Raw genomic sequence first — 12,426 nt, forward strand, 5'->3', positions numbered from 1 at the left:
AAACCGTGGGGGTAGGGGAGAGGGCCCGTAAGCGGGCGGGTACCAAGCGGGCGTAAATAGGGGGATAAGCCACGGGAGCGAACGCTAGGATGAACTACTCRGCGTAGCCACTAGGGCCAGCCGTCTCGTAGGAATCATCAGCGCAGCGCACCAGGCGCCGGCGGTTCGCGGTGGAAATCCATCACCGTACTGCGCCCTTATACGGAGCGGCGATGGGCAGGTTGTGGCAATAGGGCAACCTGCTGGCGATATCGCCAAAAAAACTTGTGGCTGGCCCGGCCGTTAAGGAAGCTCCTTAGCCTGCTGCCATGACCCGTTTCCCCTTTTTGTCTGCGGCCCGGCGGTGGCGGGCGGCTGCCGGGGCCAGCTTTGCCCTGCTGGCTTGGCTGAGCGGCTGTGTGGTAGCTCAGGTAGGCGCTTCGCGGGCGCTGAACGCGCCGGCGGCAGCCGTGGCGTGTGCCCCCGCCGAGCTGGCTTACCCGCTCCCCGGCCCGGTGCTGACTTCCACGCAGCTAGCGGCCGATATCCTGCTGCGCCGCCACTTCACGGCCCCCACGCTGGCCGCCGCCAACCGCTACGGCCTGGGGCCGGCCCTGCACCAACTGGTGGCGGCCCCACCCGGCTCGCTGGCCCGCCTGAACGCCCAGCAGCGCGTGGGCGAGCAGCTGGCGGCCTTGGCCCTGCTGGTGGGAAGCACCACCGCCGAACTGGACTGCGAGGAGGAGCGCGCCGACCAGGTGGCCGATTACTTGCTCGACCAAGCCGCTAGCCGCATCCGGCGCTACACGCTGCTGGCCATCGTACTCGGGGCCCTAGGCACGGTCGTCACCGGCGGGCTGGCGCTGCTGGAAGTGCGCAAGTCGATTTACCGCCCGGTCGGCATCGTGTTTGGCCTGGCCGGGGCAGCGCTGGGGTTGCTCAGCCTCTACGCCCCCGATACGCGCATTCCCTACGCGCACCGCCGAAACGCGCTGGCCGACATCGGCTTGGTTGACGTAGGGCCGGTGGCTACGCAGCCGCGCACCCTGGCCGCACCGGTGTGGGCCTACCTCACAGCCCCCGCTGGCGCGGCGGGCGCGCTTTCGCGGCGCGAAGCCCTGCTGCACCGCTGGCAAACCACCGGCGAGCTAGGGGCCAAAAGCTCCGCCGACCGGCAGCGCCTGTTGCACCTGCTCTTTGGGCGCGGCGGCACCTACGCGGCCAGCGAGCTGCAAATGCGGGCCAACTTCTACGACCAGCTCGAATCTAGCGTGGCGCTGATGAAGCAGGAGCTGGCCCAGCTGGCCGCGCAGGTAGCGGCGTTGCCGCAGCCCTATTCCGTTAGCAAATAATGATTTACCCGTTCTAGATTATCATTGAGCTGGTACACCATCGGCACGCCGGTCACGATGTCGAGCTGGGTTATCTGCTCGTCGGTGAGCTTGTCGATGTATTGCACCAGGGCGCGCAGGCTGTTGCCATGGGCGCAGACGATGACCTTTTGCTGCTGGCGCAGGGCGGGCATCACCGTCTCGGTCCAGAAGGGCAGCACGCGGGCCAGGGTTTCGCTCAGGTTCTCGGTCAGGGGCAATTCGCGGTCGGTGAGGTGCTGGTAGCGCGGGTCGCGGCCGGGGTAGCGGGGGTCGGCGGGCGTGATGGCGGGCGGGTGGGCGTAGGGGTCGCGCCGCCACTTAAGCACCTGTTCGGCCCCATACTGAGTTTCGGCCTCGGCCTTGTTCTGGCCTTGCAGCGCCCCGTAAAAACGCTCGTTGAGCCGCCAGGTTTTCTGCACTGGAATCCAAAGCAGGTCCAGCTCTTCCAGCACGATGTCCATCGTTTTGATGGTGCGCTTGAGCACGGAAGTGTAGCCCACGTCGAAGCGGAAGCCGTGCTGGCGCAGCAGCTGGCCGGCGCGGTGGGCTTCGGCCACGCCCTGCGGGGTGAGGTTCACATCGGTCCAACCGGTGAATACGTTGGCTAAATTAGCGGTGCTTTCGCCGTGGCGCAGCAATACGAGGTCGGGCATGGAGTAGGGCGGTGAGGAGGGCACTAGTATTCGTTAGGTACTGATAGCTAACAGTCCCAGCATACCTAGGGCATACAACCCGAGTACTACCAGCGAGTCGAGGCCCATGCGGGCCACCTGCCGCTGCGGCCGGAAAACCAGCCCGTAAACGTACACGCAGGTGAGCAGCATGCCCAGGCCCGTGAGATAGAGGTCGGCCTTGCCGGCGTGGGGCAGCGCGGCCTGGCCCGAGAGCGCGCTGGCCACCAGAAACAGCACCGGCAAAAAGGCATTGCCCCCAAAAATATCGCTGATGGCCAGCTGGTATTCGCCCGCTTTCATGGACGCCAGGCCGGTCGAAACCTCGGGCAGCGAGGTGGCTGCCGCCAGCACCGTGGCCCCAAACAGCAGCCCGCTCAGGCCCCAATGCGTGGCCAGCGCGTCGCCGCTGCGCTCCAGCACCACGCCCGCCACCAGCGTCACGAGGGCCGCAGCCAGGAACACCAGCCCCGTGCGCCAGGTGCTAGCCGGGGGCGTTGGCTGGGCCGGAGCCGCTGGCTTGGGCGGCGGGCTGCCAGCCGGGGCCGCGTCGTGCGCCTGCCAGGGTAGCCCCTTTTGCGCTTTGCCAATCAGCCATAGGCCCACTACCCAGAGCCCCAAGATGAGCAGGCCCGCCGGGGTTATGCGGGCCACGATAAGGGCGGCTGGCAGCTGGCTGCCCACCAGCACGGCCGCCAGCACGGCCAGCACCAGTACGCCTTCCAGTACCAGCACCAGCGAAGCGGCCTGGTAGGTGAGGGCCGCTTTTTTGCCCAGGCCAAACACGTCGAGCACCACCAGCACTAGCGTCTGCATCGCAATGCCACCCAAGATGTTACCGATGGCTAATTCCAGGTGCTGGCTCAGGGCCGCGCTGACTGTGATGGCCAGCTCGGGCAAGTTGGTGACCACCGCCAGCAGCAGCAAGCCGCCCAGCGCCTGCCCTAGTCCGAAGCGCTTGGCCAGCACCGAGGTAGCGTTGGCAAGGTAAACGCCGGCCACCCAGACGGCCGCCCCGGCCGCCGCGAAGGCAAGTAGCAAAAGGGGGAATGGATAAGTGGGCGAACATGCAGCAGCGAATGAAGTGGAAGGCCCATACGGGCCGGCCGGCCTTTTCGCCGCAAAGTCCGCGCTACAGCCCCGACCTTCGCGCCCATGTCCGATTTTCGCCTTCGCGTATTTGCCGCCGTGGCGCGGCACCTGAGCTTCACCAAGGCCGGGCAGGAGCTGTTCGTGAGCCAGCCGGCCGTCACCAAGCACATCCGCGAGCTGGAGGCCCAGTACGGCCAGCGCCTGCTGGAGCGCAGCGGCAGCAAGGTGCTGCTCACCGAAGCCGGCCGCCTGCTGCTGCTGCACGCCGAAGCCGTGGCCGCCTCGGCCCAGCAGCTCGACGAGCAGTTGCTCGGCCTGCGCGACCCCGACGAGGCCGCCGGCCGCCTGCGCCTGGGGGCCAGCACCACCCTGGCCCAGTACGTGCTGCCGGCCTGGCTACCCGCTTTCCAGGCGCGCTACCCGCGGGTGCAGCTGAGCTTGCTCAACGTCAACTCCGAGCGCATCGCCGAGGCCCTGCTGCGCGGCGAGCTGGATTTGGGCTTCGTGGAAGGCCGCACCAAAAACCGCGACCTGCACTACGAGTTGCTGCTGCCCGACGAGCTGGTGGCCGTGCGCCAGCCTACGCCCGCCGGCTCGCCCCCTAGGCCCCTGCCGCTGGCTGAAGTACTGGCCAGCCCCCTGGTGCTGCGCGAGCGCGGCTCGGGCACGCTCGATGTGCTGGAAACGGCCCTGCGCGAGCGTAAAATCAAGCTCGGCGAGCTGAAAACCGCGATTTACCTGGACAGCACCGAGGCCATCAAGACCTACCTGGAGGCCGCGCCGGGAGCCGTGGGCTTCGTGTCGCGGCAGGCGCTGCGGCGCGAGCTGGCGGCGGGCCTGCTCGAAGAAATACCTGTGCAAGGCTTCACGCTGCCCCGGCAGTTCGAGGCGGTGTGGGTGCAGGGCCAGCCCCTGACGCGCACCGCCCAGCGCTTCTGGAGCTTTGCCCAGCAGCAGGCGGGCAGCAAAGCAAGGTAGCGAGTTTGGTTATTAGCAATAACTATTTGCTATAACCAAAATTCAATGAGGGCCGCTACTTTTGCCGTATCACTTGCCAGCGGCAGTGGCTTTTGCTGCTAGCCGCCGCCAGTTTGCTGTACATTAGTTCTTCACTTTTCCCCTTTTTGCCATGAGCCAGCCCGCCGATTCCCCCGATTCGCAGCCCACTCCCGCCGAGCAGCCGGCCGATGCGGCCCACGCCGGTACGCCGCACTACGGCACCTTTGGCGACCCGGCCAACGTGCCTGCTACCCCGGAGCATCATCCCAACCGCCCCTACGTGGGCGGCTATATGGACCCCGCCGGCACCCACGGTGGCTGCGAGACCGGCCCCTACGAGCCCAGCCAGCAGCGCGGCCACGCCGAGCAAAACCAGGCTACCGCCGCCATTGAGGCCGCCCAGGGCAAAGACGAGGACGTGGAGCGCGCCGCCTACGCCGCCGACGACCCGCGCTACGCCGGGGGCGACGTATACGACTTGAAAAACGAGCAAACCAGTCTCTAGCCGGCCGGGCTAGCGCCAGCAGTAAAGGCACCCTCCGGTGCCTTTACTAGTTTTAAGCAGCCGGCAACTAGTTGGCAAAAAGCTAGTTATTCTTTCTTCTCTACTATGCCTACCCTACACATCGGGGCCAGCGCCACCCTGGCCCGCTACGTGCTGCCCCGGCTGCTGGCCGATTTTCGGGCCCGGCACCCGGCGGTAGCCGTGGCGCTGTACCCCGCCAACTCGGCGCAGGTAGCCCGGGCGCTGCTGCGCGGCGAGCTGGCGCTGGGCTTTGTGGAAGGCCCCGAGCGGCTGCCCGGCCTGCGCTACGAGCGGCTGCTCTTCGACGAGCTGGTGGCCGTGCGCGGGGCCACGCCGGCCGGGCCGCCCGCCGCCCCGCTGGCATTGCCCGAGGCCCTGGGCCACCCCTGGGCGTTGCGCGAGCCCGGCTCGGGCACGCTGGCCGTGGTCGAAGCCGCGCTGCTCACCCACGGCGTGCGCTTGGCCGACCTGCCCGCCCCGCGCTACTTCACCGGCAACGAGGCCCTCAAAGCCCACCTGCTGGCCACGCCCGGCGCGCTGGGCTTTCTGTCGCGCCGCGCCCTGATGGCCGAGCTGGTGAGCGGGCAGCTGGAAGAAATACCCATCCGGGGCCTGTACCTAGCGCGGCCGCTCGCCGCTGCGTGGCGCACGGGCGAGGTGCTCCCGCTTGCTGCCCAACAGTTTATCCGGCTGTGCGACCTGTCTTGCGACTGCCTTTCATAACCAATGGTTATTGCTCATAACATTATGGGATAATCTAAACAGGGAGCTTTGCCGTAAATTTGCAGCAGTTAACCAGCTCTCCCCCATGACCCAGCACCCTAATACTACTCCCCCCGCCGCGCCGGCCACCGAGCACAGCGCCGAGCCGCTGCTCTTCGCCTCTTCGGCCGAGATGGAGCACGCCGAAACCACCCTCGACGAGCCCGAAACCACCACTGGCATCTTCCGCTCGCTGCACACGCCGCGCGAGCTGTTTGGGCGCACGTTTACGCTGCGGCAGGTGGTGTTTGCCCTGTTTCTCATTTTCTGCCTCACGCCCTGGGCCTCGCCGCCCATCGCGCTGGCCCTGGGGCTGGTGCTGGCCCAAACGGTGGGTAACCCCTTCACCAGCCACACCAAAGCCTTCACCCACAAGCTGCTGCAATTCTCGGTTATCGGCCTGGGCTTCGGCATGAACGCCCACGCGGCGGTGCAGGCGGGCAAAGAAGGGATTCTGTTCACGGTCGTGTCCATCTTCGGTACGTTGTTTCTGGGCTACTTCGTAGGTAAGTGGCTGGGGCTGAGCAAACACGTGGTGCACCTCATTTCGTGCGGCACCGCCATTTGCGGCGGTTCAGCCATCGCGGCCATCGGGCCGGTGCTGCGGGCCAAAGACGAGGAGATGTCGGTGGGCCTGGGCACGGTGTTCGTGCTGAACGCCATTGCGCTGTTCGCCTTCCCGCCCATCGGCCACGCCCTGCACATGAGCCAGAACCAGTTTGGCCTCTGGTGCGCCATCGCCATCCACGACACGAGTTCGGTAGTGGGCGCGGCGGCGGCCTACGGCAACCAGGCCCTGGAAGTAGCTACGACGGTGAAGCTAGCGCGGGCGCTCTGGATTATCCCAGTGGCCATCGGTACGGCCATGATTTTCAAGCAGAAAGGCGTTAAAATCTCGATTCCCTACTTCATCTTCGGCTTCATCCTGGCGATGCTCTTCAACACCTTCGCCCCAGCCTACATCCCCGCCGCCAAGGCGCTGGGCCCGGTGATGGTGAACCTGGCCAAAATCGGCCTCACGGTGACGCTCTTCTTTATCGGCGCGGGTCTTTCGGCCAAGGTGGTGAGCTCGGTGGGTATCCGGCCCTACGTGCTGGGCGTGCTGCTGTGGGTCGTGATTTCGACCACCTCGCTCTACGTCATTTTGCACGCCGTTTAGGCGGCCCGGCCCGCGGGGCGAAGGCGACCAATCTGGGCTGAATCACTTAGTAATCATGGATTTGCCTGCTGATAATTTTCCTTCCCATTCCCACCCTTTTCGTCATGGAAACTCCCGCCGAGCCCTCGCCCCGCCTGCAACCCGAAGACAAGCAGGTGTTCATCAAGGTCGCCGGGCTGCTCACCTGGGTTATTGGGCTGATGGTGCTGGTGGTGGCCGTGACGGCCTACGTGCTGGTGTTTCCGCCCAAGCCCGGGGCCCCGGTAGCCGCCGCGGCCCCGCCGGCCGGTGCGGCGGCGCAGCCGGCTAGGGCGCAGCTGGTTAACTTTTTCACGCCCGCGCGCTTCCTGCTCGACAGCGTGCAAAACAACCCCGAGGGCGAGCTGATTCGCTACGGCCACGAGCTGATTGCCCATACCCCGCAGTACCTGGGGCCCCAGGCCAAGGACCCGCTGCTGCGCCTGGCCGGCAGCAACCTGGCCTGCCAGAACTGCCATTTGCAAGCCGGCCAGAAGGCGTTTTCGGCTCCCTACGTGGGCATCTGGGGCATTTACCCCACCTACAAGGGCCGCGAAAACGCCATCAGCACCCTCGAAGACCGCATCAACGGCTGCATGACGCGCAGCCTCAACGGCCAGCCGCTGACTCTTGACGGCAAGGAGATGAAGGCCATGGTGACGTACATGAAATGGCTGGGCCGCCAGGTACCGGTGGGCGAGAAAGTGAAGGGCCAGGGGTTTGTCAAGTTCACGATGCCCAACCGGGCCGCCGACCTGGGCCAGGGCAAGCTCATTTTTGCCCAGCAGTGCGCCAGCTGTCACGGCGCGGGCGGCCAGGGCCAGCGCGCCGGCAGCAGCGGGCAGTACCAGTACCCGCCGCTGTGGGGCCCCGACAGCTACAACGACGGGGCCGGCATGCACCGCCTGCAAACGGCCGCCCGCTTCGTGAAGGCTAACATGCCCTTCGGGGCTACCGCCGAGCACACCGTCCTCAGCGACGAGGCGGCCTACGACGTGGCCGCTTATTTCAACTCGATGCCCCGGCCCCAAATGGCCCACCTCGCCAAAGACTACCCCAACCTAAGCAAGAAGCCGGTCGATTGCCCCTACCCCCCTTACGCCGACCAGTTTACGCAGCACCAGCACCAGTTTGGCCCCTACGCCGCCATGAGCCAGGGCAAAAAAGGCGCGGAATAAGTGCGGCAAAACCCCTCTTTTCTTTCCAGTTTTCTCCCATGAAAAGCTTCTTTCTGACCGCCGCGCTCATCGCGGGTCTTTCCTTCACGGGCCGCGCCCAAACCCCCGCCGCTATGCACGATGCCGAGGCATTCCAGAAAGGCACCTTCGCCGGCGCGACCGCCGACCAGGCCCACTACAACGCCGTGTACCAGCTCGATAGCGACGACCCCAAGCTCATTCAGCAAACGCTGCGCAACATCAACAACGCGCTGGAAGACGCGCGGCTGAAGGGGAAGATTACTATTGAACTGGTGGCCTTCGGCAACGGCACCGCCCTCTTCCGCAAGGACCAGCCCTACGAGGCGCCGCTAACCGCCCTCAAGGCGAAGGGCGTCATCCTGTCGCAGTGCCTGAACACACTCAAGGAGAAGAAGATAAGCAAGGACGAGCTGCTGCCGCTCATCGCCTACGTGCCCAGCGGCAACGGGGAGCTGATTATCCGGCAGGCCCAGGGCTGGTCGCTGGTGCACCCCTAAGGGGGAGGGCCTGGCTCCGCCTGCACAATACGCTTACTTCCCAACCACCCCGCCCATGAAACGCCTTCCTCACCTGCTTGCCCTGGCTGCGCTCGCGCTGGCCCCGGCTGCCCTTTCGGCCCAGACCATGCCCGTGCAGAAACCCACGCCGCCCGACGCGGCCCACCGCTTCGACCCGCCCTGGAATGCCCCGTTTCAAACCGGCGAGGCCTTTACGGTGCCCGGGATTGACAACGTGCCCGACCTCTACGGCGACGTGGTGGACCCGCAGCTGGTGGTGTTTTTTGGGGGCAACCAGTTCATGGTGCTCGACGATTTGCTGCGCGAGTTTCGCAAGGCCTACCCGCAGTACCAGCGCATTTTCGTGGAAACGCTGCCGCCCGGCATCCTGGCCAAGCAGATTGAGCAGGGCGGGGCGCTGGTGGTGGGCAACCTGCGCATCGCCCTCAAGCCCGACGTGTACGCGGCCGGCAAAAACCGCATGGATATGACCCCCGAGTGGTTTGGACGCACCAGCAGCTACGCCCAGAACCGGCTGGCTATTATGGTCCGCAAGGGCAACCCCAAGAAGGTGGCCAGCCTGCGCGACCTGGGCCGGCCCGAGGTGCGGGTGAGCATGCCCAACCCCGCCTGGGAGGGCATCGGCAAGCGCATCGAAGAGTCGTATGAAAAGGCTGGGGGCGTGGCACTCAAAACGGCCGTGATGACGACCAAGGTGAAAGCTGGCAGCACGTTTCTGACCCAGATTCACCACCGGCAATCGCCCCTGCGGGTGCTCTACGACCAGTCGGATGCCGCCCCGGTATGGTACACGGAGGCTTTTTACCAGAAAATGCTGGGCCACCCGGTAGAGAGCGTCGAGATTCCGGCCAAGGAAAACATACTGGCCAACTACGTGGCCGGCACGATGAAAGCCGCCCCCCACGCCCAGGCCGCCGAGGACTTCGTGGCCTTCCTCACCAGCCCCGCCGGGCAGGCCGTGTACCAGAAGTACGGCTTCCTGCCCCCGGTAAAATAACCTCCTTTCCGCCATGCAAACCCCTTTTCGCACCCGGCTCGGCCGGGTTGCCCGCTGCCTTATGCTCAGCACCTTAGCCGCCAGCCCGGCCCTGGCCCAGACGCCGCCCCAAACCCTGCACGTGTACGGCCCCGGCGGCCCGGCCACGGCTATGAAGGAGTGCGCTGCCGCCTTTACCAAACAAACGGGCACCCCCGTGGACGTCACGGCCGGCCCCGAGCCGCAGTGGCTACCCCAGGCCCAGCAGGATGCCGACCTGGTGTACGGCGGGGCCGAGTACATGCTCACCCAAACCGCGCTGGCCCACCCCGGCCTGGTGGACGAGGCCAGCCGCACCAGCCTCTACGCCCGCGAGTCGGCGGTGCTGGTGCGGCCGGGCAACCCGCTGCACATCAAGCGCCTCGAAGACCTGACCCGGCCCGGCGTGCGCCTGCTCGACGTGAACGGGGCCGGCCAGATGGGCATGACCGAGGACATGGCTCGCACCCCGGCCCTCATCGCCAACCTCCAGCACAATACCCGCACCTCGGTGAAGACCAGCGCCGAGGCCGTGGCGCTCTGGCAGCAGCAGCCCCAGGGCTACGACGCCTGGATAACCTATGCCTCGTGGCAGCCGCGCCTGCCCGGCTCGGCGCTGGTGCGCCTGCCCCGCGCCCAGCGCGTGCACCGGGGCACGCCCATCGCCCTCACCCAGCGCACCACCCAGGCGGCCACCGCCCGGCAGTTCGTGGCCTTTTTAAAGTCAGCCGAGGGCCACGCCATTTTCCGCCGCAATGGGTGGGAGTAGGGGGTGAGGCGCCACGCAAGGGCGTTAAAGCACCCTCACCAAAACAATTTCTTCCTAATCATTACCCATTTACCCCTTTCCTACATGACCATTTTCTCCACCTCTACCCGCGCCCCGCGCCGGCTGGCCCTGGGGCTAGCCACGACCCTGCTGGGCAGCGCCGCCCTGCTGGGGGGCTGCAAAAAAGACGACACTCAGGCGGCCGATACTTCGCCACTGCTGCATATCGTGTCGCCCGTGGCGAATGCCGTGGTGGCACCCGGTGTGGGCCGCCTGGGCGCGGGCAGCTTCGACGGGGCGGGCTTTTTGGTGAACCTGGAAATCGTGACCCAGGACACGGTGACCATCCCCACCAAGGAAGGCCTCAACATCCGCAACGCCGCCGCCGTGGGCAGCCCCAACGTGAACCTGCCCGGCCTGACGGTGAGCCTCGACGTGGACCTGACTACCCCGGCGGGCGTGGTCATCGCCAAGGGCACCAACCTGGCCTCGCTCTTCAACATCGCGGGCACCGACGACACGCCCGGCCCCGGCGTCACGACCTGGGTGAGCTGGCACGTGCTCGAATCGCTGCCCGCCGGTACCACCAGCTTCAACCTCACGGCCGCCCTCAAGGACCGCGCGGGGCGCCTCACCACTACGACCCAAAAAGTAAGCGTGGGCTCCGGCCCCGGCGGGGCGGCCAGCGGCCAGGCCCTCACGCCGGCCCCGCTCACCACCGCCCTCACGCCCGGCGCGGATGACCCGGCCGGCCCCACGGTGACGCTGCTGGCCCCGCGCCTCCCGAGCAGCGTCAGCCCCGGCATCCAAACGGCGGGCGTGCTGCCCACCCCACCCAGCCAGGGCGCCCTGTTTTTTGTGCAGGTATCGGCCCTCGATAAGTCGAAAAACGGCATCGGGGTGAACGAGAATGCCCTGGGTAAGGCCGACGCCGACCGGGGCACCATCGTGGACGGCACCCAGTCGTCGAAGGGTCCCAACCGCTACGCGCCGGGCCTGGTCGTGACTTTCGACGTGCCGCTGCTGCAACCCAACGGCAACGTCATCGCGGCTGGCGGTAACCTGGCCCCGGTCTTCAACACGGCCGGCAGCGAGGTGGACCCCAGCGGCAACGTGCGCACCACCTTCGGCTGGGTAGTGGGCGGCACCTTGCAGTTGCCGGCCGGCAAAACCAGCGTCACTATCAAGGCCGCCGTGGTGGACAACGCGGGCAAAACCGGCAGCGCCACCCAGGTGGTGCAAATAAGCCCCGTGGCCAACGGCCAGCTGCTGACGCCGGCCCCCTAGGGGATAGTCTCTGGCGCGCTATTCCACCAACTCCCATCTCCATGAACCCCACGGCCCTTCCCTTGCTCGACTGGCGGGTGTGCCCCACCGGGCGGCCCGACGAGCCGCTGCGGATGCAGCGCCTCGAAGCGTTGGCGGCCCGGGCACCGGGCGTGGCCCACGCCCACCGCTTCTGGCTGCTGCTGCACGTGGCGCGGGGCGCGGGCGTGCTGCACCTGCCGGGGCAGGCGCTGGCGCTGCAACCGGGGCAGTTGGTGCTGCTGCCGCCGGGGCCGGTACTGGGCTGGGCGCTGGCGGCCGGCGGCCGGGGCGAGGTGGTGTGCTTTCTGGCCGACTACTACCTGGCCAGTTTTCCCGCGCCGGGGCTGCCGGCCGGGCCGGGGCCGTGGGCGCTGGTATTGCCCCCGGCCGAGCGGGCCGAAGTGCCGGCCCTGCTGCGCGGCCTAGCCCGCACCCTGGCCGAGCCTAACGCCGACCCCGCCCAGGCCCGCGCCTACCTGCACCTGCTGCTGGCGTTGGCTTTCCCGGCCGCGCCAGCCCCGCAGGGGGGTAGGGCGGCGGCGGTGGCCCGGCAGTTTGCGCAGCTGCTGGAAGCGCACTTTCGCACCCTGCACGCGGTGCGCGACTACGCCGCCCGCCTGCACCTCAGCCCCGACCACCTCTGCGCCTGCTGCCGCCAGTACCTGGGCCACCCCGCCCGCCAGCTCATTGGGGCGCGGGTGCTGGCTGAGGCCCGGCATCTGCTGGGCACCACGGGCCTGTCGGTGGCCGAGGTGGGCTATGCCCTGGGCTTTGAGGATGCCTCGCACTTCGGGCGCTTCTTCCGCCAGCACGCGGGCTGCTCGCCCCGGGCCTACCGCCAAAACCCGGCTTTGTACCAGAAAAACCTGGAAAACGGCCAGTTGCCCGGTAGGCCGGGCGGGTAAGTTTGTCCTGGGCCAGTTGCTGTAGCTTGGACTTGGTAGTCCGAGCGCTCGCGCAGCGGGCATCCGGCATCGGAAGTCGCTCGCCCGCAACTACCCGCTGCGCTCGTGCTCGGACTATCAAGTCTAAGCTACA

Annotated in this window: 13 protein-coding genes and 1 riboswitch; of the genes, 11 read left to right on the top strand and 2 right to left on the bottom strand. The window is 67.0% G+C overall.

Features of this window, described 5'->3' with window-relative positions; genetic code table 11:
• Positions 1-121 precede the first annotated feature (121 nt).
• Positions 122-195, bottom strand: a riboswitch (Fluoride riboswitch).
• 113 nt (positions 196-308) lie between these two features.
• Positions 309-1,331 carry a hypothetical protein gene (locus tag EAH73_RS23440; RefSeq protein ID WP_193560216.1) on the top strand — a complete coding sequence of 341 codons (1,023 nt, stop codon included), beginning with the start codon at positions 309-311 and terminating at the stop codon, positions 1,329-1,331.
• Here the strand turns inward: EAH73_RS23440 and gpmA are convergent.
• The gene (gpmA, locus tag EAH73_RS20600) at positions 1,313-2,005 is read right to left on the bottom strand and encodes a 2,3-diphosphoglycerate-dependent phosphoglycerate mutase (protein ID WP_193560217.1); all 693 of its coding nucleotides are present in this window, start codon (positions 2,003-2,005) and stop codon (positions 1,313-1,315) included. The two genes, EAH73_RS23440 and gpmA, sit on opposite strands and share 19 nt — an antisense overlap.
• Before the next feature lie 33 nt (positions 2,006-2,038).
• The gene (locus EAH73_RS20605; protein WP_140469325.1) at positions 2,039-3,064 is read right to left on the bottom strand and encodes a sodium:calcium antiporter; all 1,026 of its coding nucleotides are present in this window, start codon (positions 3,062-3,064) and stop codon (positions 2,039-2,041) included.
• Between the two features lie 114 nt (positions 3,065-3,178).
• Here EAH73_RS20605 and EAH73_RS20610 point away from each other — a divergent pair, with 114 nt between their 5' ends.
• The 10 genes from EAH73_RS20610 to EAH73_RS20655 all read left to right on the top strand — a co-directional run bounded on the left by EAH73_RS20610 (position 3,179) and on the right by EAH73_RS20655 (position 12,293).
• On the top strand, positions 3,179-4,093 hold the full coding sequence (locus EAH73_RS20610; RefSeq protein ID WP_140469326.1) for a LysR substrate-binding domain-containing protein: 915 nt from the start codon (positions 3,179-3,181) through the stop codon (positions 4,091-4,093).
• Positions 4,094-4,244: 151 nt separating this feature from the next.
• A complete protein-coding gene (locus tag EAH73_RS20615; RefSeq protein WP_140469327.1) occupies positions 4,245-4,619 on the top strand; it encodes a hypothetical protein in 375 nt (124 codons plus the stop codon).
• Positions 4,620-4,724: 105 nt separating this feature from the next.
• Positions 4,725-5,363, top strand: a complete 639-nt coding sequence (locus tag EAH73_RS20620; RefSeq protein WP_140469328.1) for a LysR substrate-binding domain-containing protein — start codon at positions 4,725-4,727, stop codon at positions 5,361-5,363.
• 85 nt (positions 5,364-5,448) lie between these two features.
• Positions 5,449-6,561 carry a YeiH family protein gene (locus EAH73_RS20625; protein WP_240047355.1) on the top strand — a complete coding sequence of 371 codons (1,113 nt, stop codon included), beginning with the start codon at positions 5,449-5,451 and terminating at the stop codon, positions 6,559-6,561.
• Between the two features lie 104 nt (positions 6,562-6,665).
• On the top strand, positions 6,666-7,757 hold the full coding sequence (locus EAH73_RS20630; protein ID WP_140469329.1) for a c-type cytochrome: 1,092 nt from the start codon (positions 6,666-6,668) through the stop codon (positions 7,755-7,757).
• 38 nt (positions 7,758-7,795) lie between these two features.
• Entirely contained in the window at positions 7,796-8,275 is a 480-nt protein-coding gene (locus tag EAH73_RS20635; RefSeq protein WP_140469330.1) for a DsrE family protein, read from the top strand.
• A 55-nt stretch (positions 8,276-8,330) separates the two neighbouring features.
• Entirely contained in the window at positions 8,331-9,293 is a 963-nt protein-coding gene (locus tag EAH73_RS20640) for a molybdate ABC transporter substrate-binding protein (RefSeq protein WP_140469331.1), read from the top strand.
• Positions 9,294-9,306: 13 nt separating this feature from the next.
• Complete coding sequence (locus EAH73_RS20645) at positions 9,307-10,080, top strand: substrate-binding domain-containing protein (protein WP_235998560.1); 774 nt, start codon at positions 9,307-9,309, stop codon at positions 10,078-10,080.
• A gap of 84 nt (positions 10,081-10,164) precedes the next feature.
• Positions 10,165-11,367 (top strand): hypothetical protein, encoded by a 1,203-nt coding sequence (locus EAH73_RS20650; protein ID WP_193560218.1) that lies wholly within the window; start codon positions 10,165-10,167, stop codon positions 11,365-11,367.
• Between the two features lie 41 nt (positions 11,368-11,408).
• Positions 11,409-12,293: an AraC family transcriptional regulator gene (locus EAH73_RS20655; RefSeq protein WP_140469332.1), complete on the top strand. Its 885-nt coding sequence runs from the start codon at positions 11,409-11,411 to the stop codon at positions 12,291-12,293.
• The last annotated feature ends 133 nt before the right edge of the window (positions 12,294-12,426 follow it).

The organism is Hymenobacter nivis, assembly GCF_006439025.1.
In the GTDB taxonomy this organism is placed as follows: domain Bacteria; phylum Bacteroidota; class Bacteroidia; order Cytophagales; family Hymenobacteraceae; genus Hymenobacter; species Hymenobacter nivis_A.